Source organism: Campylobacter hyointestinalis subsp. hyointestinalis (assembly GCF_013372145.1).
Lineage (GTDB): Bacteria > Campylobacterota > Campylobacteria > Campylobacterales > Campylobacteraceae > Campylobacter > Campylobacter hyointestinalis.
In genome coordinates this window covers 1,301,349-1,325,498 of sequence record NZ_CP053827.1, presented here as the reverse complement: position 1 = coordinate 1,325,498, position 24,150 = coordinate 1,301,349, and the positions used below count along the sequence as shown (strand labels likewise).

Here is a 24,150-nt window from a genome sequence, read left to right as displayed (position 1 = left end):
TAGAATGTAGGATAAATATGAAAAAAACTATTTTTAGCATTTCTGCGTTATTTTTATTTGTTTTATCAGGATGTAGTGCTACAAAAAATAGCACTTTAGTAAAAAATGAAACCATAGATACTCGTGATACTTTGTTACAAACAGCTCAGGAGAAACTAACTAACGATTGTAAGGCTGGAAATAAAGTAAGCTGCAAGGAGCTAGGTGATTATTTTTACGATCAAGCCAAGTATGGCGACGCTGCAAATGTTTATGACTATACGTGTGCTAAGTTTTGGTATATACCTGCTTGTTTAAGGTTAGCGTATATGTTTGAGAATGGTACTGGCGTAGAGAAAAATGAATCAATAGCGCGAGATATTTATAAAAGAGCCTGCTACAACGGCGATAAGGAAAGCTGTAAAAAGATACGTTAAATTTCCTCCGCTATTAGCGGGGAATTTATTCGCTGTAGGCTCCGATCGAGAGTATCTTTTTAACTCTTTGATCTAAAACTTCTTCTATACTTAGTTTTTCAAGCTCTTCAAGCTCTTTAAGTATGTAAGCTCCGATAGCTTTGATGGCACCGTCTTTATCTCTATGAGCACCCATTATCGGTTCTTCTATGACCGCGTCTATTAAATTTAATTCTTTTAGATCATCTGCTGTTATCTTCATAGCTTTTGTTGCGGCTTCGCATTTTGTTGGATCGTTCCAAAGTATAGCGGCACATCCTTCTGGAGATATGACTGAAAAAACAGAGTTTTTCATCATAGCTAAGCGATCAGCTACGCCTATGGCAAGTGCTCCACCGCTTCCGCCTTCGCCTATGACTATGGCTATTGTTCTAGTTCTTAAGTTGCTAAACTCAAAAAGATTTCTTGCTATAGCTTCACTTTGTCCGCGCTCTTCTGCTCCGACTCCCGGATAAGCTCCTGGGGTGTCTATCAAAAATATAATAGGTATTTCAAATTTTTCTGCAAGTTTTGCTATCCTTAGAGCTTTTCTATAACCTTCAGGATGAGGCATACCGAAATTTCGCATGATTTTGTATTTTGTACCACGACCTTTTTGTTCGCCTATCACGATAACTCTTTTACCACCTATGTAGCCACTAAAACATACTATAGAAGGATCGTCTTTAAACGCTCTATCTCCATGTATTTCATAGCTATCTGTAAGCAATGCCCTAACATAATCAAGAGTATATGGACGATCAGGATGACGAGCTAGGCCTAGTCTTTGAAATTCATTTAAATTTTTGTATGTTTTACTTATCTCTTTTTCAAGATTTTTTTTTAGAATTTCGACTGCGTGCTCATCGCCTCTGATCTTTGCGTTAGCTATATCATCATCTATTTGTTTGATACTTTTTTCAAAGTCCAGATAACTAGCCATTATTTTTCCAGCTTTTTAAATATTACAGAACCGTTTGTTCCGCCAAATCCAAAAGAATTGCTCATTACTGCATTTAGTTCAGCTTTTCTAGCTACATTTGGTATGTAATCTAGATCGCATTCTTCATCGCTTACGATTTGATTTATAGTAGGCGGTATAATGCTTTTATTTAAAGCCATTATAGAAATAACGGCTTCTATAGCTCCAGCAGCGCCTAAGCAGTGTCCTGTTTGACCTTTTGTAGAGCTGATAGCAGGTATATTTGAGCCAAAAATGGCTTTTACTGCTGAGGTTTCGTTTTTGTCGTTTGCGTATGTTGAGGTACCGTGAGCATTTATGTAGTCTATTTTTATATTGCCAGCCATAGCTAGTGCTTTTTTCATAGCACGCTCAGGTCCATCTTGACTAGGACTTGTCATGTGATATGCATCTCCGCTCTCACCAAATCCAACTAACTCAGCGTATATTTTTGCACCTCTAGCTTTTGCGCTCTCATAATCTTCAAGTACCAAAGCACCTGCACCTTCTCCCATCACAAATCCATCTCTTTCTTTATCAAACGGACGTGATGCGTGCTCTGGGTCATCGTTTCTAGTAGATAGTGCTTTCATGGCTGCAAATCCGCCTATTCCGACTGGACATATGGCTGATTCTGCACCAATGACAAGCATTGCTCTTGCTTCGCCGATCATGATAGTTTTTGCTGCTTCGCATATACCGTGAGTAGATGCAGCGCAAGCAGTTACGCTAGATAAATTTGGACCTTTTAGATTGTGAGCTATGCTAACAAATCCTCCTAGCATATTTACAAGTGAAGAAGGGATGAAAAACGGTGAAATTTTTCTAGGACCTTTTTCTAAGCATATGTTTGAGTTTTTTCCGATATTTGGAAGTCCGCCTATACCAGCAGCACAACTTATACCAAATTCTTCAGGATCAAATTCTCCAAAATTTGCATCGTTCATAGCTTCATTGGCTGCTTGTAAACCAAGGTGGATAAATCTATCGGCTTTTTTTACTTCTTTTGCTTCCATGACGGTTGTTGGATCAAAACCATCGATCTGTGCGGCTATCTGAACTGGAAAATCAGTAGCATCAAATAAGGTTATCTTTTTAACTCCGGTTTTACCATCGCAAATATTTTTAAAAGACGTCTCTTTTTCAAGACCAAGTGCGTTTATCATACCTATGCCAGTTACTACGACTCTTTTCAATGCTACTCTCCTTATTGTATGCAATTATTTTTTTATACTATCTATATAATTTACAACATCAGAAATGCTTATTAATTTTTCTGCTTCACTATCTGGAATTTCTACTTCAAATTTTTCTTCTAAAGCCATAACTAATTCAACAACATCTAGTGAATCAGCACCTAAATCTTCAATGATTTTTGATTCCATTTTAACTGCATCTGGTGCAACACTTAGTTGCTCAACAACTACGTCTCTAACGTCATCAAATACTGCCATAATTTTCTCCTAATAAATAAAAATGTCTCGAATCATACTATATTTTTGCTTAAAGTTTTCTACATATATAAGCCGCCATTGACTTTAAGAACGTCCCCAGTAATGTAGCTTGCATAGTCGCTAAGCAAGAATGCTACCGAGTTTGCAACTTCTTTTGGATCTCCTAGTCTTTTTAAAGGAATGTTTGTCACATAAGCGTCTTTTACATCTTGACTTAAAACCTCGGTCATTTCTGTTTGGATAAATCCCGGAGTTATGCAGTTAAATCTTATATTTCTACTAGCGCCTTCTTTTGCGAAAGATTTACTCATAGCTATCATACCGCCTTTGCTTGCAGCGTAATTTGTTTGTCCGGCATTTCCTATTTCTCCGACGATAGAAGCTATATTTACAACAGATCCAAAACGTTTTTTGCTCATAACTTTTAGTGCTTCACGAGAGCCTATAAATGCGCTTTTTAAATTTGCATCTATCACACTCATAAAATCTTCAGTTTTCATCCTAAGAGCAAGTTTATCGTTTGTGATTCCAGCGTTATTTACAAGGTAGCCAAGCTCACCGTCTGTTTGAACTATAAGGTTTATGGCTTCTATAAATTCATCTTCGTTTGAAGCGTCAAATTTGACTACGGCAGCTTTACCGCCATTTTTTTCTATTTCGTCTTTTAATGTGTCTGCAAGTTCTGGTTTGCTTCTATAGTTTATCCAAACTTTTAGTCCGAAATCAGCTAGTGTTTTACAAATTTCAGCCCCTATGCCGCGACTTCCGCCAGTTACTAGTACGTTTGTTCCGCTAAATTTCATTTTGTTCCTTGTGAAAGTAAAATTATTTAAAGTTTTAATTATATCATTTAAATTTAAATAAAAAATTTCTCAAAATAGCTATAAAAATAGAGCATCGCTGGAATGCTAAAAAGTGAAATGAGTGTTGAAATAAATACCGCAACTAGCATTTTTGCCGGCCAAACATTTAGCAAAGCCGCGATGGTTACCGTGTTTCCAGCAAGTGGAACTATAGAAAGTATAAAAAATATGATATATAAATTTTTATCAAAAAATCCAAAAAATTTAGCATCTAGAAATATCAATATGCATATCAAAGTCGGCCAAATTATAAATTTAACAAAAATAGAAATTGAAACAAATTTGAGATCAAATCCTTTTTCTTGTATGATTTTTTCCATACCTATACCGACTATCATCATACCTAAAAATAGCCAAAGCGCCTTTAGTGTATCCAAAGACATTTGAGAACATTTCTGGCATAGTAACGCCAAATTTATTTAGAGCTATACCGAGCAAAAATGCATAGATCACAGGTAGTTTTGCGACTTTTATCAAGCTTTGTTTTACGCTGCTATTTCCTTTTGCTGTTATAAAATATCCAGCGGTATTTTGGTAAAAAACAGCTCCTAACGTACTAAAGATGAAGATCTCTACTAGCTCATCGCTAAGTAAAAGTAAAGCTATAGGAATTCCAAGATAAGCCGAATTCCCAGTCGCTACGCTAAATGAGAGTAAATTTGCTCTGTTATCACTAAAAATTCTCTTAAAAAAAATAGGTAAAGATGAAAAAGCTATAAATATACTTATACAATACAGTGTTATAGGTATCATGGCTATACTTGCGTTAAATTTTACGTTCATAGCCGAGTTAAAAACGACTAGCGGTGAGAGTATAAATAGCAAATCTTTGCTACGGTTTCTCTACTGCATTTTAAAACCGCAGTAGAGATAAAGCCTAAAAATATACATATATAAAGAGGGATTATACTTCCAAGAAGAGTGAAAAACTCATTCATATTTAAATAAGTGGTTCATCCATCGCACTTGGAATTTCTAATCCCATTAGTTTTAAAACGCTCGGCGCTATGTTACTTAAACCGCCTGGTTTTACGCTCGTTACGCCTTCGCTTATGATAAATCCAAAAACATCAAATGTGGTATGATTTGTAAGTGGGTCGCCGTTTTTATCTCTCATAGCTTCACAGTTTCCGTGATCGCTGATTTGTATGTAAGCATAACCGTTTTCTTTGGCTGCTTTTATGACTTTTCCAAGGCATTCATCTATTGCCTCAACTGCTTTTGTGGCAGCCTCTATACTTCCTGTGTGTCCTACCATATCGCCATTTGCGAAATTTACTACGATAAAATCTATACCGTCATTTAGTGCTTTTACGACTACGTCTGTTACTTCATAAGCACTCATTTGTGGTTTTTCATCGTATGTTTTTACTTTTGGGCTAGGCACCAAGATCCTAGTTTCGTTTTGTACTAACTCTTCTTTTCCACCATTAAAAAAGAATGTCACGTGCGCGTATTTTTCAGTTTCTGCAGTATGGAGCTGTGTAAGACCGTTTTTAGCTATGACCTCTGCTAAAGTATCTTTTATCTCGTCGTTTTTAAACATAATAGGAAAGCTAAATTTAGCATCATATTCTGTCATAGTGATCAAATTCTCACAGAAGTTTTCACGTTCCCATTCGCTAAAATTTCTTTGCGATAAAGCAGCGCAAATTTCTCTTGCTCTATCGTTTCTAAAGTTTATAAAAATGATCCCATCATCCTGTCTTATCCCGCCAAAATCCATAAAACTAGCAGGCTCTATAAACTCGTCAAAAATCTCTTTATCGTACGATTTTTGTATATAATCGCTTGGAGTATTTGGGACTAAATTTGCATTGTTTGCTATAGTTTCATAAGCAGTTTTTACTCTATCCCATCTTTTGTCTCTATCCATGGTGTAAAATCTGCCACTTATACTAGCGATCTTAAATTTGCTCTCTAAAGACTTTATAAAATTTAGCCCAGAAGTAGGGCTGACGTCCCTACCATCAGTGATAGCGTGAGCGTATGTTTGCAGACCTTTTTGTTCGCAAATTTTACAAATTTCATCAAAATGCCTTAAATGAGAGTGAACTCCTCCATCACTATAAAGCCCGATGATATGAACTCTTTTTACTTTATTTATTAAATTTAGCAGAGCTTCATTTTTTTCGATGCTTTTATCTTCTATGGCCTTATCTATCTTGACTAAATTTTGATATAAAATTCTCCCACTTCCTATAGTCATGTGTCCGACTTCGCTATTTCCCATTTGACCCTCTGGAAGTCCGACAGATAAACCGCTTGTTTTTATATAATTCATAGGTACATTTTTAAATAGGTAATCATATGTCGGTTTTTTAGCTGCGGCAAATGCGTTAAAATCATTGCTTTTATTGTAGCCAATACCGTCTGTTATGACTAAAATACATTTTTTATTCATTGAAAATCCTTTGCGTAATTCTACCAGCAATTTTTGAATTTTAACTTATTTTTATCAATCCTTTTGTATAATTTTACCTTTTATATAAAGGTAAAAAGTGTTTTATTATTTCTCTGGTATTTTTGGTATAAATTTCTTTAGTTACATCACTGTTAGAGCTGGAATAAGCTTTTTTATAGCATTTGTTTTAACCGTATATCTGATGCCTAAATTTATAGCTTGGGCAAAGAGTAAAAATGCAAATCAGCCCATTTACGAACTAGCACCCCAGTCTCATAAAAAGAAAAACAAGATACCTACGATGGGGGGCGTGATCTTTATATTTTCAGCTATAGTCGCGACTATTTTAAGTGCAAAATTAGACAATACTTTTATAATCGTCGGATTACTCATAGTAGGTGGTTTTTCGGCTTTAGGATTTATCGATGATAGAGCAAAAATCCTAGGTGCAAATAATCACGCTGGACTTAGCGCTAGGGCTAAATTTAGTTTTCAGATCATTATCGGTCTTGTTTGCGCGATCTTGCTATTTTTCTTTAGCGATTTAGATGGAAACTTCTATATACCATTTTATAAACATCCTATTTTAGATATGAGTTATTTCGTGATTTTATTTTGGATATTGGTTTTAGTTTCAGCTTCAAATGCTGTAAATTTGACAGATGGACTTGATGGATTAGCGACCGTGCCTAGTATTTTTGCGCTTGTTACTCTTGGAGTTTTTGCTTATTTGATGGGAAATGCGGTTTATAGCTCATACCTTTTACTTCCTAAATTTGCAGGAGTCGGCGAACTTCTTATATTGGCTACTGCTATGATAGGCGCAATGCTAGGATTTTTATGGTTTAACTGTTATCCGGCTGAAGTTTTTATGGGTGATAGTGGAAGTCTTAGTATCGGTGCGTTTATAGGATATATGGGAATCGCTACAAAAAACGAGATATTACTCATCATCATCGGCTTTGTGTTTGTGATGGAGACTATGTCGGTAATACTTCAAGTAGGAAGTTTTAAGATAAGAAAAAAACGGATATTTTTGATGGCGCCTATCCATCATCATTTTGAGATAAAAGGCTGGAATGAAAACAAGATCATAATTCGGTTTTGGATGATAGCGCTACTAGCAAATTTGATAGCTTTAACTGCGCTAAAACTAAGGTAAATAATGAAAAAATCACTATTTGGCTATGGGCTTACTACGAGTGCTCTTTGTAGAAGCGGCGGCTTTGATATCTATGATGATAAATTTACGCAAAGCAGCTTTGATGAGTTTGGAAATGCTCTTTTAAACCCATCTAAATTTGATCCGTTAAAAAGTGAGCTTGAGATCCCAAGTCCTGGATTTCCAAGAAATCACGCTTTGATTATTAGTGCTAGAAATTTGATGAGCGAGTATGATTATTTTGCAAGTATTGCCCCAAAATCAGTCTGGATAAGTGGTACGAATGGTAAGACTACTACCACTAAAATGACACAGTGGCTCTTAGAAAATAGAGGTTCGGTGATGGGTGGAAACGTAGGAATTCCACTTGCGAATTTGGTAAATTTAAAAGCAAAATTATGGATATTAGAGACTAGTTCTTTTACGTTACATCATACTAAATTTGCGACTCCTGAAATTTATATTTTGCTTCCTATTACACCTGATCATCTCTCGTGGCACGGAAGTTTTAGCGAGTATGAAGAAGCAAAGCTTAAGCCTCTTTCAATGATGAAAGAAGGAAGTGTAGCTATAGTCCCGCAAATTTATGCAAATAGACCTTCAAAGGCTAAAATCATCGGCTATAAAGACGAGAAAGATCTGGCTATTAAACTTGATATAGATATCGATTTGATTAAATTTAAAATACCATTTTTGATGGATGCGCTTTTAGCACTTTGTACCGAAAAGCTCATCTTTGGCGTAACAAGCTTTCGCCATTTGAATGATTTTGTCATAGAAGCCCATAAATTAGAAGAATTTAAAGATAGATACGGCAGGATTTTTGTAGATGATACAAAAGCGACAAATATCGATGCTACTCTTCAAGCTTTAAAAAGATACGCGGGTAAAAAGCTGCATATTATTTTAGGCGGAGATGACAAAGGCGTAGATCTAAGCGCTGTTTTTGAAGCACTTAGGTCTTTTGATGTTTGTGTTTATGCCATCGGATCAAATACGGATAAAATAATGGATCTCTGCTTTAAATTTGGACTACCTTGCGAACGCTCAGAGTTTTTAGAGATAGCTGTTAAAAAGATGGATGAAAATATGAGCAAGAATGCTAATGAAATAGGACTTTTAAGCCCGGCTTGTGCGAGTTTAGATCAGTTTAAAAGCTACGCAGAGCGTGGAGATCTGTTTAAAAAATATATAAATTCTCTTTGATATCTAAATTTAATGATTAAATTTAGATATTTTTACATCTTTTTAGCTATTTTTAAGTATTAAGTAAATATAATAACACTTCTTTTTTAGGTGGTTGGATAGCTCAGTCGGTAGAGCAGCAGACTGAAAATCTGCGTGTCGGCAGTTCGATTCTGCCTCTAACCACCATTTAATATTTTTATAAACTTTCTTTTATTTTTAAATAATCACTTTTATTTACTTCTTTTTCCTTTATCTGCAAAGCAAGAGCGACTGCGCGAATCGCTAAAAAACGCCTTTAAAGTGCTTTTTAAATTTTATAATGATTTTAACGGCGATAAAGAAAAGCTATATGAAATTTATAAAAAATATGAAACACCAAATTTGGACAAAGAGCTTAGCGAAAACGAGATATTAAAGCCATTTTACGATGATGAAAGAGGCGTGATAAGCTTTGCAAATTTTATAAATAAAATGAGCTTTTATATGACTATGGGTAGCGGTAAAACTATCGTAATAATAAAGCTAATAGAGCTACTTTCAAAGGCTATGAGTGAAAATCTAATCCCAAAGAAAAACATAATGTTTTTTACCGCAAATGAGCATTTACTGCAAAAATTTAAAGATGAAGTAGAGCTTTATAACAAGAGTGCAAAAAAGGCAAATTTGTGTTGATAGCTTGAAAAATTACAGCAGTGAAAACTCACTATTTGATGAAATAAATGTATGGGCATATCGTGCGGACTTGCTAAGTGATGATGAGAAAGAAAATAAAATAGACTACGAAAACTATCTTAACAACGCCAATAACTATATAATCCTTGATGAAGCACACAAAGGCGAGAAAAAAACTAGCCAAAAAGAGAACTCAAAACGCCAAAATATCTTTAATATAATGAGCAAAAATGGCTTTTTGTTTAACTTTTCAGCGACATTTGTAAGTGATGAAAACAAAGTAACGGCGATATGCGATATAAGCTTTGCAAAGTGGCAGCAAATGGGCTATGGAAAAAGGATGCTAAATTTTAACGACCTTAATGGCTATAAAACAAATAGCGAATTTGATGAGTTTGAACGCCAAAAAGCCCTTTTAAAGGCTATCACACTACTAGCACTAAGTAAAAAACTAAAAATAAAAGGGGCGTATCATAATCCTATGATGGTAGCCTTTGCAAACTCTGTAAATACTGATGAGAGCGATGCACAGATACTTTTTAACACGATAAAAAGCGTGGCAAACAAAAACCTTGATGATGTTTTTAGCGTGGCAAAAGCAGAGCTTTATGATGATCTAAAAAAGGCAAGATTTTTAATAAGCGATAATGAAAGCAATGATGACATCTTAGGCTTTAAAGAGCTAAGCGATGAAGTTTATAACATAGCAAATAGTGAAATTTTAGAGCTTGTATTTTATGCAAAAAGCGGAAACCTTGAAGCGATATACTTTGAAAATGTAGGCGAGATAGCATTTAAGCTTGATACTGCAGATAAACCGTTTTTGCTAGTCAAATTTGGCGATATAATGCCGTGGATAAAAGAAAAACTAAGCGATATAAAAATCACACGAAGTTTTGAAAACAAAGAGTATTTTAAAAATATCAATGAAAATAGCATAAATATCTTGCTTGGTTCGCGGACATTTTATGAGGGCTGGGATAGCACTAGACCAAATGTTATGTTGTTTTTAAACATAGGTTCTGGCGATGCACAGAAATTTTTAGTGCAAAGTCTTGGGCGTGGGCTAAGAGTGCAAAGCATTGGCGGAGCTAGAAAAAGGCTAAACTACATAGCCATAAGCGATAATGAAAAAGAAAAATATAAAAAATCAGCCTTGATGCTTGAGAGTCTTTTTATATTTTCTACTACAAAAGAGGGGGTAGAAGCGATAGTAAATGCACAAAAAGAGCTAAGCAAAAGTGTAAGCAAAAAAAGTGAAATAGCCCTAAGTAAAAACGAACGCATAACAGGCGAGAAAAGGCTATTTATCCCCGTTTATAAGCCTTTTAAAGTAGCTTTAAATGAGATAGATAAAGATAGCACCATAAAGATGAGTAGCCAAAATAAAGACTATCTCACAAGCATCACTAAAAATATGAAAAATGCTCTAATCGCTCTAAAATACGGCATAACTGGTAGATCAAAGATAGATGAGATAAGAGGGCTAGTGGGGCAAAACAAATTTGGCACTGATGAGAAAATGGATCATAAAAATAGCCAAAATCTAATGGATAAAATCGCACGAAATTTGAAGATAAATAGCGAGAAATTTAGTGAATTTAAAAAGCTTGATGATGAGATAGTGCATTTTAAACATATCGGCGTAGATGATGAGTATAAGGACGGATTAGAGGCTAAAATAAAATCAATAAGGCTAATAGATGAAAACTATAAAGGCGTAACGATAGATCCTGACTTTATCTCTCACTACTTTATGCCTGTTTTACATAGTGAAAATAAATTTGCGTGGATAAGTCACATCATAGACGATGAGAGTGAAACTAAATTTTTAAAACACATAAAAAGACTTACGCCAGTGCTTAATAACAAGTATGAATGGTGGTTTTTTAGCCGAAATGATGAGAGTCTTGATAATATCTATGTGCCATATATCAAGGACGCAAAAGGGCATAAATTTCACCCTGATTTTATATTTTGGGCGCAAAAAGGCGATACGCAAAAGATAGTTTTGCTTGATCCAAAGGGGCTTGTATTTAGCGAGTGGCAGCACAAGATAGATGGCTACAAAAAAATCTTTGATGAGAGCAAGACCTACTACAAAGATGGCATAAATTTGCAAATCGTATGCCGTGTGGTAAATGATACAACCGATGTGCCTGATGAATATAAAAAATGGCGAATCAAATTTGATGAGATAGCAAGCGTGTTTTAAAGGATAAAAAACGCGTGTGTTACTAAAAGGCATTTTAATTTATGATAATGCCTTTTAAAAATAAATGTCATCTATAGGTTGTTTCTAAAGATAAAGAAAATTTAAAGTGTTTTTCTACTTTACTTTTCATCTAAAGGCAAAGCGAAATTTAACCAAAATGTCTCTTTAAAATCCCTTGCGATTATCATTTCCTTGTTCTTTTGTAGAAGTAAAATGCGTGGCAAGGTATGACTTAAAAATAGAGATATGCCATCGCTGACACTGTATGCACCAGCATTTTCAAAAACAATCAAATCGCCTATTTGTGGATTTTGCAATGTTTTACGCCTTACTAAAACATCATTTGCTGTGCATAATGCTCCACAAATACTATAATCTTTTTTAGATCCATTTTTTGCATTTATTGTTAAATGACGCATTATAGGGACTTTCATTCCCATAACAGAGCCGTAAAAATTTAGATGATTTATCCCGCCATTAAGTAAAACATAATCTCCTATGTCGGTGGTTTTAACATCTAAAATTTTAGCCAAATAATATCCGCAGTATTGCACAAAAAATCTGCCTAGCTCGATACGGACAATATCATTTTTAAAGTTGTATCCATCAAGTATTTTTTTTTAAGCATTTTAAATTACCTAAAGTGTCATTAAAATCATCGTTTTCAAATATACTTACCCCAAGTCCTGGTGCATATTCGATCAAAAAATTTTCAGATTTAATAAATTGGCTAATTTCGCTTCGTAAGCTAAAAATTTTATCTAAATCATCTTTGATTAAATCCATTTTCTTGCGTTGTGTTCCAGCATAGTAATGCAAACCTACAAAATTTACATTTGTATATTTATCTGCATTTTGAAACGCTTTTACAAGTTCGCTCCTACGCATGCCAAATTGTCCCCATGCACTTAAACGCAAAATCACATTTACTTTTATGCCATATTCATTTGCTATGCGATTTATAAGCAAAAGCTGGTTTGGCGATTCAGCTGTCAATATACCTACTTTAAAGTCTAATGCGCGTTTGATATCTTGTTCTGTTTTTACTACGCCAGAGTAAATTATTTTAGTTGGATTTATCTTTAAATTTATGCAAATTTCTAATTCGCCAGGTGAGCAGACCTCTATGACATCAACGCTATTTTGCATAAAATTTAGCAAAAATGGATTTGCCTTCATTGCATAGCACAACTCGTATTTATTATCTAAAATTTCTTTTATCGCAGTTAGTCTATTTTCTAGCGAATTTAGATCAAAAAGATAGCTTGGCGTACCGTATTTTGTAGCGACTTGTAATAAATTTTCATCATTCATAGCATATCCTCTAAGATTTTTCTGTCTATTTTACCGTGCGTGTTTAGTGTAAATTTTTCTAATCGTATAAGCTTATTTGGTAGCATATATGTTGGTAGATTTTTTTTAAGTTCACCCATAAGCACACTCTCATCGCATACTCCTGTAAAAAATAAATTTATTTTATAATTCTTAAATATCGCACATGCACGTTCTGCAAGTTTTTGTGCGGCTAATTCTATCTCAGATAGTTCTATGCGATGTCCCATATGTTTTACCATAAAATCTTTGCGTCCTACATATACTAACTCGCCATTATCGTTTAGCACCCCAAGATCGCCAGTTTTATAAATACGCTCAAAATAGCTTTTATTTAGTGGATTTTGTATAAAAACCTCATTGCTCTTTGCGTTTTCGCACCAGTATCCTAGTGCTACATTTGGTCCGCTTACACATATTTCACCTATTTTGCCAACTTCATTTATCTGTTTTGTGTCATCGCTTAGTAAAAATACTTTCTGCCCCTTAAATGCTTTTCCTATCGGTAAAGTAGTAATACACCCATACTCTTTTGGCACTTCATAAAATGTACAGTTGTAAGTTATCTCACTTGGTCCATATAAATTTACAAATTTTGCATTTGGAAGATAGTGTTGCAGGGTTTTAAGGTGATTTAGTGGCATTATCTCTCCGCTAAAAAATACTTTTGAAATTTGATTTGGTATTTTATAATTAAACACCCTAAATGCGCTAAGTAAACAAAGTGCGCTAACCGCCCAAATTAGCGTAGTTACATTAAATTTTATTAGCTTATCGATTAGCGTCGTTGGCTTTGTAAAATCCTTTTGATTTAGCAGTAATACGCTAGCACCAACATACACGCCACAGTATATATCTTTTGCTGCAACATCAAAATCAAATGGTGCTTGATTTGCTAAAATTTCATCACTGTTAAGTTTTAGTGTGCTAACAAATGTCGGAGTAAAGTATAAGATATTTGCGTGACTTTTTACCACACCTTTTGGTATGCCTGTACTTCCGCTTGTAAAAACTATGCTAAGAGCATCTGTTGCTTGATAAGTGTGTGAAATTTCAGTTAGTCCATTGTTATTTAATGGTGCTTTAAGACACTCATCAATCAAGATAATTTTTACATTGTGATTTTTATAATTTTGGTTAAAAATTTCATATGCCTTTGTGTAGTGCTCTTTTGTTGTGATAATTGGTGGTGCTTTAAGAACGCTAAGCATATCGATCAAGCGTTTAGCAGGTAGATTAACCTCAAAAAAGCTATAGCAAACTCGCGCATAAAGACAGCCAAAAATTCCTTGCACCGCATCAAGCGACTTTGGCATAAAAAACACAACTGCGCTATTTGGTTTGATACTAAGATTTAGTAAATAGCTAGCAAATTTCTTTGCGCCTACTTGTAATTTTGCATAGCTTATCGTATCATTTTCATCTATAAATGCTATTTTGTTTGGATATTTTTTTACACTTGCATCTAAAAATTCACTTACATTATTTAGCATTTTTTAGCTTTTCTATCATCTCTTTTATGGCTTTGGCTGAGTTAAAATTTTCTGGTTCTATGTATTGTGGCTCTATTTGGATATCAAATTTTTCTTCTAGTTCCATAACTATTTGAAGTATATCAAAACTATCGATAATACCATCACTTACTAGTTTTGTAGCATTTGTAAAATCTATGTCGTTTCTTACGGTTTGTAAAATTTCTATAATTTCTTGCATATTTTTTCCTTTATTTTATTTTTATTTCTTTAAGTAAATCGCATGCTACAGCAATATTTTCTGTTATCATACCGCCACTTGCAAATACTACCGGTTTATTTTTAGTTAAAATTTCATTTTTAGTATTGTTTAAAATATCTACTATATCTACAATCTCACCTGGTTTAACTCGTCTATCATATACAAGGTCTATAAAGCGTGAGCCAAGAGATGAAAATTTAGGATAAACAGGATAGCCAAACTCTGCTAAGTAGCTTTCATACATAGCAAAATTATCTGCTACTTTTATTGCGCCATTTATCAAAAATTCATCGCTAAATTTTGCATAGCTCAGGCATAAAACAAGTGCATTTTCTTTAAGATATTTAGTGCGAAGTAGTGGCATCTGGCTAAGAGAGTCAAAGTCAAAGCCTGGATTTACACTTATTAAATCACTATCATCAAGTACGGCATTGACATTTTTGCAAATCTCAAAGCGAAATTTAAATTTCTTAAAATATGAGATAAATTTGTTTGCTCCGCTTTCGGTTTTTGATTTAATTTTTATTAAATTTATATTTGGATATAACTCCAAAAGACCTTGCAAAAATATAGTATGAATTTCACCGCCGCCAATGAGTCCTACCTTATTGATTGTTTGTGCTTGTTTTAAAAGCGTTGTGGCATATAAACTAAGTGCAGCTGTCCTATAAGACGTAAGTAAATTTGCCTCAAAAAAAGCTATTGGTGCGCCGGTATTTGGCTTATTTAATATAAGTGTATAGTTTGTAGTGCCGCGTGTAGAGCCGCGGATATTTGGTCCGTGCCATTTTAGTCCTGCTACTTGATACTCACCGCCAAGAAAACCAGGCATTGCGATAAATGTATTGTTTGTGTGTTTATCTCTTGGGAAACTTATACGCATTCCGTGATTATTTGCGTTTTTTCCACCCATTGCGTAATCTTTTGTTTGCATGATTTTATACATTTTTTGTATGCTTTTTACGCAGTTGGTGATATTTAGGTATTTTGCTGTGGTTTTTTCATCGATATAAATCATATTTTACATCCTCTAAACTTGCTAAATTTGTCCTTTTTAAAATTTGTGCAACGCGCAATAACTCTCTAAAATCTAAATTCTTTTTAACTGCTATTTGGCTTAAATTTTGTTCGTTGCAAAATGTCAGCTCTCTGATATACCGACTGTCTTTAGAGTATTCAAGCTCATCTATGCTACTTACAAAAAGCTCACCTTTGAAATTTCTTATAAACATAGCGTCATTTTCTACTATATCTATCAAATTTAAGATAAATTTGATAGCCAAATCAAGATTTTTAAAATTTGCATTTTTAGGCGTGTCTTGATCAGTGTGATACTGTGGGTAATATGTATTATTTTTGCCAATACGCTGAATGCTTATCATAGGTATATTTAGGGCATTAAACATACGCTCATCATTTAATAACTGTCCAGGTGCTACAAAATCACCAATGCTTAATCCATTTTGCTTAAAAAGTAGGGTGGCAATAGTGTCAAAATAAGAGTCTGGTGTGTTTGAGTGCATTAGATGTAATTGATGATTAGTTGCTAAAACTTCTAAAAAAATACCACCTATTATATCTTTACACTCTTTTTCATTGTGTGAAAGATAACACGCAGAGCCAATGGTTTCTGGCAAAAGAAGCAGCTTGTAAGAGTAGCGTAACTCTTTATGTTTAGCAAGTGATTCCATGACTTTTAGCCCTGTAATAACACCACTTAAATCATCATTAAACTGATATGGATGATCAAGATGCTCACAAAGAATGATAGTTTTGCTGCTTTTGCCTTGTATGTGCCATTCGCCTACTTTTAGTTCGCCATAGCTTGAAACTGAGTCGATTTTGACGCGGTAGCGTTCGTCATTTAGGCGTGATTTTTGCTCATTTGAACAACAAAGTCCCCAGTCTCGCTCATAAAATTTAAAAGCATATGCAACGGCATTTTTTTGGTCATTTGCCCATTTTCCAGGCGTATAAAGATGATCAAAAAGCTCTTTGCGACTTACTTCTTTATCAAGTGGTAGCGAATAACGCATAACATGCAAGCCATTTTGCTTTGTGGAAAATATCTCATTTCCTTGCGTATCATAAAGTCCAGCATTATGACATATCCAACGCTCTGGAACTATCCATGTAAATGCTTGTGTGTCACTAGGGTATGAGTGAATTTTGATAGATTTAAATTTGTTTTTTATAGCATTTATCGCTGTATCATAGCCGTCGCTTACTAGATCTCGTGGTAGATTATAGAGTTTATCTGCTAACTCTTTTATGTCGGTACTGTCTAATTTTATATCAAATTTTTGCTCACCAGTGCGTAGTTTTTCGGCTTTTGCTAGATCGCATTTTGAACCAATTGCTGTGATCCAAGGATTTGTTTTAAATTCTTTTAGAGCAAAATCCCTATACTCGCTAACTTTTGTGGCGTGTATAACACCTTTGCCAATAGTTGCTGTTTTGATTATACCTGTTTGTATAGCCTTATCTGTTATTACCTTAAATGTAGGATATGCGTTTGTAATATATGGACGTACATTGTAAATCCATGAAATTTTATGCTCAGTGTTATTCTTGCGTATTTTGCCAACAAAAAATTTCTTATATCTATGAGGTACTTTAAATTCTTCTTCGTAAGCGTGAAGTATAGTTGCCCACCGTAGTTCAACGCCGATCGTAAGAAGTTTAGTACCCCCCCCTATTTTTGTAAAGCGATCAAAAAATGAGTCTTTTCCAAAGGATGTGTTTGCTACTACTTTTGTAAGCTCATCTGCCCTAGGTCCTATAGCAGCAACTGATAAAAATGGATCTAAGCTTCTTTTAGCTTCTAGAAGTCTCCAAAAATACTCGCTAAACTGCCCCATTAACGGACAAGGCGTGGTTTTTGGATCATAAATTTCGCCTTTTCCTAATGAATATGTAAAGGTTGGAACGACAATTGTGCCATTTGGTCCTACAACATTTTGTAGTGCTTTTAATTATAGTAGCAGATAGTTCATTAGCATTCTTGACGCCTTGCATAAGCACACCTAAACGGCTAAGACCTGAATGAACCATGATTGTATCGTCTTTATTTATACCGACACTTTTAAGGGCATTTTCTAAATCTTGTTGAGTATATGATTGTCTAGTTTTTCCATCGTCTAACTTGATTTTGTATTATTTTAATTTCGTATTATAAATAAATTTATCTATAAAATTGCTTAGGGATATAAAATAATCATAAAGAAAATTCAGTAATAAAGATAGTCAAGATAACCTAATTTATTTTAAAGAAGTATTTGTGGTAATACCTTGCAAAAAATAAAAGCTTTACCAAATATTTCGTGAAATTTTATATTTTTAACTTCGGTTTATACAAGCTTTGATAAAATACCCAAAAATTATTTTAAGGATGCGTTATGGCACGTGTTTTTTTGAGCCCTCCGTTTATGGGCGGTAATGAAGAGAAGTATGTTAAAAAAGTATTTGAGAGTAATTATATAGCTCCGCTTGGAGAGTATGTAAATAAATTTGAAGAAAGTATTAAAAATTATACGAAAACAAAGTCAGCTTTAGCACTAAATTCAGCCACAGCCGGACTTCATCTAAGCCTTAGAGTACTAGGTATAAAAGACGGCGATGTCGTTTTAGGCTCGTCATTTACTTTTGCAGCAAGCATAAATCCTATAATGTATGAAAGATGTACCCCAGTTTTTATCGATAGTGATGAGAGTTGGAATATCAGCCCTGAGCTTCTTAAATCGGCTATAAAAAAATCTCCAAAAAAGCCAAAAGCTGTCATCGTGACTCACTTATACGGACAAGCAGCAAAGATGAAAGAGATCCTTGAAATTTGTAAAAATGAAAATATAAAAGTTATAGAGGACGCTGCAGAAGCTCTTGGCGCATTTTATGAAGATAAGGCTGTAGGAACACTTGGCGATATCGGAGTTTATAGCTTTAATGGCAACAAGATCATTACTACAAGTGGTGGTGGAATGCTAGTATCAAATGATGAAAAACTAGTAGAAAAAGCTAGATATTACAGTACTCAAGCAAGAGAACCCCTTATTCATTATGAGCATTTAGACTACGGATATAACTATAGATTAAGTAATGTTTTAGGTGCTATAGGAGTTGGACAAATGGAAGTTTTATCTAAAAGAGTAGAAAGAAGAAGAGAAATTTTTGAAATTTATAAAAATTTGCTAGGCGATCAATGTGAGTTTATGCCAGAAGTTGCAAATTCAAAAGGAAATCGTTGGCTTACGACTCTACTTTTCAAAGAGAAAAACAGGCATTTAAAAGTCATAGAAGCGCTAAATGAAAATGATATAGAAAGCAGACCTCTGTGGAAACCTATGCATATGCAACCTATGTTTAAAGACGCTCTATGCATAACTGATGGTACGAGCGAGGACTATTTTGGACGTGGAATTTGCTTGCCAAGTGGATCTGACATGAGTGATGATTGCGTAGAAAGAGTAGCTAATATCGTAAGGTCAGTATTGTGATAATAAGAGCTACAAAAAACCGTAGAACCCTGTTTTTTCTGATCTCTGATGCTATTATATTTACTCTTAGTATATATTTTGCTTTTTTGCTTAGATTTAGTGGAGAAATTCCAGAAATATTTGAACCGGGTATGATATATAGCGGGGTGGTTTTAGTAAGCTCAAAACTATTTTTGATGTGGCTTTTTAGGATATATAAAGTTCCGTGGAGATTTTTTGGGCTAAACGAAGCTAGAAAGATATTTTTTGTGGCTTTTATTTCGGCAATTTTGTTTTTTATAATATTTGTTCTTTTTGAAGATTTTTTTAATCCTTTTCCAAGAAGCGTTATCATTATAGATGCTACTATCTCTGCTCTAATGGTAGGCAGTCTTCGCATACTTAAGCGAATATTTTTGGATTTTAAAAAGTCACGCTCTGGGGAGCCTTGTGTTATCATAGGAAGCACGAGTAAAACTTTACAAGTTTTAAAAGGGCTAAAAAGTGGCTATGAGAGCTACTATCCAGTAGGTATTGTAGATGGAAGAAGCGATGTCGTAGGAACATATTGCGATGGCTTTTTAGTAGGTGATAAGTCAGAGTTAAAACACTATATAGAAGATGGAGTAAAAACTGCTATCATAGCTCTTAAGCTGCTTCCAAACGAACTAAAAGAGCTATATGACGAACTTGATGAACTCGGTTTTAAAGATATAAAGATATTTGCTTTGCTAGATGATAAAAAAAGCGGGATCACGGACATTAGTATCGAAGATCTGCTTGCTAGAAAGCCAAAAGACTTAGATAGTAAAGTAGTAGAACAGTTTATCGGCGGCAAGATTGTTATGGTAACAGGAGCTGGTGGAACTATCGGTAGCGAAATTTGCAAACAGTGCTTGAAATTCGGCGCCAGTCAACTCATAATGGTTGAACACAGTGAGTATAACTTATATCAGATAAATGAAGCTACAAAAAGCGATCCTAGAAATAGACTCGTAATGCTAAATATAATGCATTTAAAAGAGTTTGAAGAGATATTTGCCAAATTTAAACCAGATATAGTTATACATGCAGCCGCGTATAAACATGTTCCGCTTTGTGAGTTTAATCCGATAAGTGCAGTTCAAAACAATATCTTAGGCACGAAAAATGTTATCGATCTTTCTAAGAAATACGGAGCAAAAAGAGTAGTGCTCATCTCTACGGATAAGGCTGTGCGACCTACAAACATAATGGGAACTACAAAAAGAGTTTGTGAGCTGTACGCTTTAAACTCAAATGAAAGTGGTAAAACTGAGATCGTAGCCGTGCGCTTCGGTAATGTTTTAGGTAGTAGCGGTAGTGTTATACCTAAATTTAAAGCCCAAATAGCAGCAAATGAACCATTAAGCGTAACTCATCCAGATATCACAAGATACTTTATGCTAGTTAGCGAAGCCTGTCAGCTTGTACTTCAAGCAGCTAGCATCGCAGAAGGCGGTGAACTTTTTGTTTTAAATATGGGTGAGCCAGTTAAAATAGCAGATCTTGCAGCAAGAATGTTAAAATTAAGCGGTAAAGAGGAGCTTGGCATTAAGTTTGTCGGACTTCGCCCAGGAGAAAAGCTTTATGAAGAGCTACTTATAGACGAGAGCGACGTTGCGACTAAATTTGAGAGTATTTTTGTAACAAAATCCGAAGAATATGATCTAAATTTACTAAATTCTCAAATACAAAAACTTGTAAGCTTAGAAGACGAAACACTTGTAGAAGCGGGACTAAAAGAGATAGTTCCTGAGTTTAAGCACGCACTCAATAAGGATTAAAATGCTTATAAAAGAAATTCAAGAATTTAGCGATATAAGGTACAAAGCAAGAGCTTATTTGTGTTATCTTTTTGATAGAAATATACCAAATAACCTACCTGGCGTCAGCGTAAATTTGATAAACGAAGGCTTTGATAAGATTGCGCACGAAATCGAATGCTTTGAAGCTTTTTATATACTTGATAAAAACGGTATCCAAGTCGAAAACAACGTCAGTTTAGATACCAAAAATATGATAGGCAAGGATAGCAATAGAAGCAATAAGGCTTATTATTACAGAGCCGTTAGAGAAAAGCGTTGCGTACTAACTGATCCGTATCCTTCAAGTCTTACTAATGGACTTTGCGTGACTGCTTCTATGCCTGTTTATGATGATAAAGACGAACTAAAATATATAGCTTGTATGGATATCAGTCTTACTGATATATTAAAACTTGTTCATCCAAGCTCAGTAGATAGCATTTTTGGTAAATTTACTAAATTCGTGTATTCTATGTTCTCATTAGCGCTTTTCGTAGTTGCTATCGTTCTTTTTATACAAGGTGTTAAAAGTTTTGTTTTAAAAGGGCTAGACAACATAAATATAAGCGAAGTGTTTGAATCAACTATAGTTTTAACGCTCGCTCTTGCTATATTTGATCTTGTAAAAGCGATATTTGAAGCTGAGGTGCTCGGTAAGTCAAATCACGACAATAATGGCGCTAGTAAAACAATGGTACGGTTTATCGGCAGCATAATCATAGCTCTTGCCATAGAGTCTTTGATGCTTGTGTTTAAGTTTGCCATTACAAATCCTAGCGGGATCATATATGCTATATATTTGATCGGTGGAGTCGCTATTTTGATGATATCGCTTAGCATTTATATTTTGTCATTAAAAAGAGGTAAAGTTGATAGGGATTATTGATTATGGAGCCGGCAATATAAGAAGCGTTATAAATGCTTTTGAGTTTGTAGGAACTAGTGCAAAGCTGGTAAAAGCTGGAGAAAACTTAAATTTATATGATAAGCTCGTACTTCCTGGAGTCGGAGCTTTTGGCGACGCTATGGATAAACTTAGAGTAAATGATCTAAATTTAGCCATTATTGATTTTATAAAGGCTAAAAAACCGTTTTTGGGAATTTGCCTTGGTATGCAACTTCTTTTTGAAAAAGGATTTGAGTTTGGGCAGCATAGCGGACTAGGCGTGATACCAGGAAGCGTTGTTAAATTTGATGAAACTAAATTCGACAGACCGCTTAAAATTCCCCATATCGGTTGGAATAGTTGTGAGTTTATCAAAGATACCAATATAAACAGAGGATTAGCAAATAGCGCGTATTTGTATTTTGTGCATTCATATCATGCTATTTGCGATGACGAGTTTGTGTTAGCCACTACAAAATACGGATATAAATTCGTAAGTGCGGTCTGTAAAGATAATGTATTTGGCTTTCAGCCTCATCCTGAAAAATCTCATGAAAATGGGCTTAAAATTATAAAAAATTTTGTGGAGTTATAATGGAAATCATACCTGCTATCGATCTAAAAGAAGCAAAGGCGGTTAGGCTAACAAAAGGTCTTATGGACAGCGCAAAAATTTACTCTGATAAGCCTTGGGAGTTGGCGTGTGCTTTTGAGGATGCAGGTGCAAAATGGCTTCATATAGTTGATCTAGACGGTGCATTTGCAGGAGAAAGCGTAAATTTAAAAACTATAGAAGCTATACTTTCAAAAACAAATCTACAAGTAGAAGTCGGCGGCGGTATAAGAAATGAAGATCGTATAAAAATGTATAAAAATTTAGGTGTTAGCCGTGTGATTTTAGGCTCTGTTGCGTTAAAAAATCCTGAGTTTGTAAAAGAAATGGCTAAAAAATATAGGCTTGTAGTAGGTATAGATGCAATGAACGGATTTGTAGCAGTTGAGGGCTGGGCTGAAGTCAGCCAGATCAAAGCGACTGATTTAGCAAAGCTATACGCGGATGCTGGAGTGGAGGCTATCATAGCTACTGATATAAGCAAAGACGGAATGCTAGGTGGCGTAAATGTAGAGTTTAGCTCGTCTATAGCTGAGACTAGTAAGCTACCTACCATAGCTAGCGGCGGAGTTAGCTCTATAGAGGATATAGTAAATCTTCAAAAAAACGGCAATATCGCCGGAGTTATCGTCGGCAAGGCGTATTATGAGGGTAAAATCTCTCTAAAGGACGCTTTTAGAGTTATTTTATAAGTATAATAAGTTTTTTTAAAACTAAATTCTGATAGAATACACCAAATTTAAGAAAAGGATATTTAGTGAAGTTATTAGTTGTTGATGATAGCTCTACTATGAGAAGAATTATAAAAAATACCCTTCAAAGGCTTGGACATAAAGATATCTTAGAAGCCGAACATGGTCTTGAGGCATGGGGTTTATTAGAACAAAATCCAGACATAAGCGTTTTGATAACCGACTGGAATATGCCTGAGATGAATGGACTAGAGCTTGTAAAAAAAGTGAGAGCAGAAAAGAAATATGAAGATATGCCTATCATAATGGTCACTACCGAAGGCGGAAAAGCAGAAGTTATAACTGCATTAAAAGCAGGTGTGAATAACTATATAGTAAAACCATTTACCCCACAAGTTCTAAAAGAAAAACTAGAAGACGTTCTTAACTAAATGAAAGAAAAATTTTTTGAATTAAAAATTCAAAGCCCAAATGCGGATATCTTAAAAGATTTTGCGTTTGAGCTTGGGATAACTTGCATTGAAGAGATAAATGAAGGTTTTATCATCCGCGATGAAGATGAATTAGATAACATAAAATGGGGACTTGAAGAGTTTGCTAAACGAACAAATACCCAGATAAAAACTTCTATAGAAGTAAAAGATAATATCGACTGGATAAATGAGTATAAAAAAGGTATAAAACCAGTACTCGCCGGTAAATTTTACATAAGACCTAGCTGGGAAGCTAGTAAAAACGGACTTATCGATATCATTATAGATCCTGCTTTAGCATTTGGCTCTGGTCATCACGAAAGCACGAGTTCTTGTCTGAATTTTATAAGTAAATACATAAACTCAAATACACACAAAACTGCTTTAGATGTTGGATGTGGAAGTGGCATACTTAGTATATCTTTAGCAAAATTAGGGCTTAAAGTAGATGCTTGTGATACTGATGAGCTAGCTGTTCTTAGCAGTAAAGAAAATGGCATAAAAAATAAAATTGAGTTTAACGATATCTGGACTGGTTCAGTCATGGCAACTCATAAGAAATATGACGTAGTAGTAGCAAATATCATAGCTGATGTTATCTTGCTTTTAGTAAAAGATCTAAAAAATAGTATAAATGATAACGGATATTTAATTATTTCAGGTATCTTAACAAAATACAAAGAGAGAATTCTAAAAAATTTTGGAGATCTAGAACTTGTTGAAAACATCACTCTAAATGAGTGGGAAAGTTTTATATTTAAAAAATAAG

At 34.6% G+C, this 24,150-nt stretch carries 24 protein-coding genes, 1 tRNA gene and 1 pseudogene; 13 read left to right on the top strand and 13 right to left on the bottom strand.

Annotated elements, in window-relative coordinates; translation table 11 throughout:
• Positions 1-17 precede the first annotated feature (17 nt).
• Positions 18-416 (top strand): SEL1-like repeat protein, encoded by a 399-nt coding sequence (locus CHHT_RS06840; protein WP_104064351.1) that lies wholly within the window; start codon positions 18-20, stop codon positions 414-416.
• Between the two features lie 25 nt (positions 417-441).
• Here CHHT_RS06840 and accA read toward each other — a convergent pair whose 3' ends face one another.
• The 7 genes from accA to gpmI all read right to left on the bottom strand — a co-directional run bounded on the left by accA (position 442) and on the right by gpmI (position 6,116).
• On the bottom strand, positions 442-1,377 hold the full coding sequence (accA, locus tag CHHT_RS06835) for an acetyl-CoA carboxylase carboxyl transferase subunit alpha (protein ID WP_034963365.1): 936 nt from the start codon (positions 1,375-1,377) through the stop codon (positions 442-444).
• On the bottom strand, positions 1,377-2,591 hold the full coding sequence (locus CHHT_RS06830) for a beta-ketoacyl-ACP synthase II (protein ID WP_034963363.1): 1,215 nt from the start codon (positions 2,589-2,591) through the stop codon (positions 1,377-1,379). The genes accA and CHHT_RS06830 overlap by 1 nt, the downstream gene beginning before the upstream one ends.
• Positions 2,592-2,615: 24 nt before the next feature.
• Positions 2,616-2,849 (bottom strand): acyl carrier protein, encoded by a 234-nt coding sequence (gene acpP / locus CHHT_RS06825; protein WP_034963361.1) that lies wholly within the window; start codon positions 2,847-2,849, stop codon positions 2,616-2,618.
• A gap of 59 nt (positions 2,850-2,908) precedes the next feature.
• A complete protein-coding gene (gene fabG / locus CHHT_RS06820; RefSeq protein ID WP_034963359.1) occupies positions 2,909-3,652 on the bottom strand; it encodes a 3-oxoacyl-ACP reductase FabG in 744 nt (247 codons plus the stop codon).
• 53 nt (positions 3,653-3,705) lie between these two features.
• Positions 3,706-4,032 (bottom strand): AEC family transporter, encoded by a 327-nt coding sequence (locus tag CHHT_RS06815; RefSeq protein ID WP_051663784.1) that lies wholly within the window; start codon positions 4,030-4,032, stop codon positions 3,706-3,708.
• Positions 4,001-4,537, bottom strand: a complete 537-nt coding sequence (locus tag CHHT_RS06810; RefSeq protein ID WP_051663783.1) for an AEC family transporter — start codon at positions 4,535-4,537, stop codon at positions 4,001-4,003. The genes CHHT_RS06815 and CHHT_RS06810 overlap by 32 nt, the downstream gene beginning before the upstream one ends.
• A gap of 115 nt (positions 4,538-4,652) precedes the next feature.
• Positions 4,653-6,116, bottom strand: coding sequence for a 2,3-bisphosphoglycerate-independent phosphoglycerate mutase (gene gpmI / locus CHHT_RS06805; RefSeq protein ID WP_034963357.1), 1,464 nt, complete (start codon positions 6,114-6,116; stop codon positions 4,653-4,655).
• A gap of 97 nt (positions 6,117-6,213) precedes the next feature.
• On the opposite strand from gpmI, the gene mraY reads away from it, so the two are divergent.
• The 5 genes from mraY (at position 6,214) to CHHT_RS06780 (ending at position 11,353) form a co-directional block, all read left to right on the top strand.
• Entirely contained in the window at positions 6,214-7,278 is a 1,065-nt protein-coding gene (gene mraY / locus CHHT_RS06800) for a phospho-N-acetylmuramoyl-pentapeptide-transferase (protein ID WP_034963355.1), read from the top strand.
• 3 nt (positions 7,279-7,281) lie between these two features.
• Positions 7,282-8,484, top strand: a complete 1,203-nt coding sequence (gene murD / locus CHHT_RS06795) for a UDP-N-acetylmuramoyl-L-alanine--D-glutamate ligase (RefSeq protein ID WP_034963353.1) — start codon at positions 7,282-7,284, stop codon at positions 8,482-8,484.
• Positions 8,485-8,576: 92 nt separating this feature from the next.
• Positions 8,577-8,652, top strand: a tRNA-Phe gene (locus CHHT_RS06790).
• Between the two features lie 114 nt (positions 8,653-8,766).
• On the top strand, positions 8,767-9,138 hold the full coding sequence (locus tag CHHT_RS06785; protein WP_074898817.1) for a DEAD/DEAH box helicase family protein: 372 nt from the start codon (positions 8,767-8,769) through the stop codon (positions 9,136-9,138).
• Positions 9,139-9,142: 4 nt separating this feature from the next.
• On the top strand, positions 9,143-11,353 hold the full coding sequence (locus CHHT_RS06780) for a hypothetical protein (RefSeq protein WP_034963350.1): 2,211 nt from the start codon (positions 9,143-9,145) through the stop codon (positions 11,351-11,353).
• 119 nt (positions 11,354-11,472) lie between these two features.
• Here the strand turns inward: CHHT_RS06780 and CHHT_RS06775 are convergent, their stop codons facing one another.
• From CHHT_RS06775 to CHHT_RS09330, 6 genes and pseudogenes are all read right to left on the bottom strand, one after another.
• Positions 11,473-11,886, bottom strand: a complete 414-nt coding sequence (locus tag CHHT_RS06775) for a type III PLP-dependent enzyme domain-containing protein (RefSeq protein WP_051663782.1) — start codon at positions 11,884-11,886, stop codon at positions 11,473-11,475.
• A 73-nt stretch (positions 11,887-11,959) separates the two neighbouring features.
• Positions 11,960-12,667, bottom strand: a complete 708-nt coding sequence (locus CHHT_RS06770) for an alanine racemase (RefSeq protein ID WP_051663781.1) — start codon at positions 12,665-12,667, stop codon at positions 11,960-11,962.
• Positions 12,664-14,178, bottom strand: a complete 1,515-nt coding sequence (locus tag CHHT_RS06765; protein WP_034963348.1) for an AMP-binding protein — start codon at positions 14,176-14,178, stop codon at positions 12,664-12,666. Before CHHT_RS06765 ends, CHHT_RS06770 begins: the two co-directional genes overlap by 4 nt.
• A complete protein-coding gene (locus CHHT_RS06760) occupies positions 14,168-14,398 on the bottom strand; it encodes an acyl carrier protein (protein WP_034963347.1) in 231 nt (76 codons plus the stop codon). The genes CHHT_RS06765 and CHHT_RS06760 overlap by 11 nt, the downstream gene beginning before the upstream one ends.
• A gap of 10 nt (positions 14,399-14,408) precedes the next feature.
• Positions 14,409-15,437 carry a Rossmann-fold NAD(P)-binding domain-containing protein gene (locus tag CHHT_RS06755; RefSeq protein ID WP_034963345.1) on the bottom strand — a complete coding sequence of 343 codons (1,029 nt, stop codon included), beginning with the start codon at positions 15,435-15,437 and terminating at the stop codon, positions 14,409-14,411.
• A pseudogene (locus CHHT_RS09330) lies at positions 15,421-17,379 on the bottom strand (DUF4910 domain-containing protein); the annotation flags it as partial. The pseudogene CHHT_RS09330 and the gene CHHT_RS06755, both read right to left, overlap by 17 nt.
• Before the next feature lie 438 nt (positions 17,380-17,817).
• Here CHHT_RS09330 and pglE point away from each other — a divergent pair.
• From pglE to CHHT_RS06715, 7 genes are all read left to right on the top strand, one after another.
• The gene (pglE, locus tag CHHT_RS06745) at positions 17,818-18,912 is read left to right on the top strand and encodes a UDP-N-acetylbacillosamine transaminase (RefSeq protein ID WP_034963342.1); all 1,095 of its coding nucleotides are present in this window, start codon (positions 17,818-17,820) and stop codon (positions 18,910-18,912) included.
• On the top strand, positions 18,909-20,696 hold the full coding sequence (gene pglF / locus CHHT_RS06740) for a UDP-N-acetylglucosamine 4,6-dehydratase (configuration-retaining) (RefSeq protein WP_083427831.1): 1,788 nt from the start codon (positions 18,909-18,911) through the stop codon (positions 20,694-20,696). The genes pglE and pglF overlap by 4 nt, the downstream gene beginning before the upstream one ends.
• 1 nt (position 20,697) lies before the next feature.
• Positions 20,698-21,603, top strand: a complete 906-nt coding sequence (locus CHHT_RS06735) for a PDC sensor domain-containing protein (protein ID WP_034963340.1) — start codon at positions 20,698-20,700, stop codon at positions 21,601-21,603.
• Positions 21,587-22,198 (top strand): imidazole glycerol phosphate synthase subunit HisH, encoded by a 612-nt coding sequence (gene hisH / locus CHHT_RS06730; RefSeq protein ID WP_034963338.1) that lies wholly within the window; start codon positions 21,587-21,589, stop codon positions 22,196-22,198. The genes CHHT_RS06735 and hisH overlap by 17 nt, the downstream gene beginning before the upstream one ends.
• A complete protein-coding gene (gene hisA / locus CHHT_RS06725; protein WP_034963337.1) occupies positions 22,198-22,908 on the top strand; it encodes a 1-(5-phosphoribosyl)-5-[(5-phosphoribosylamino)methylideneamino]imidazole-4-carboxamide isomerase in 711 nt (236 codons plus the stop codon). The genes hisH and hisA overlap by 1 nt, the downstream gene beginning before the upstream one ends.
• A gap of 65 nt (positions 22,909-22,973) precedes the next feature.
• Positions 22,974-23,339, top strand: a complete 366-nt coding sequence (locus CHHT_RS06720; protein ID WP_034963335.1) for a chemotaxis response regulator CheY — start codon at positions 22,974-22,976, stop codon at positions 23,337-23,339.
• A complete protein-coding gene (locus tag CHHT_RS06715; RefSeq protein WP_034963334.1) occupies positions 23,340-24,149 on the top strand; it encodes a 50S ribosomal protein L11 methyltransferase in 810 nt (269 codons plus the stop codon). It abuts the gene before it with no gap.
• Position 24,150 lies beyond the last annotated feature (1 nt).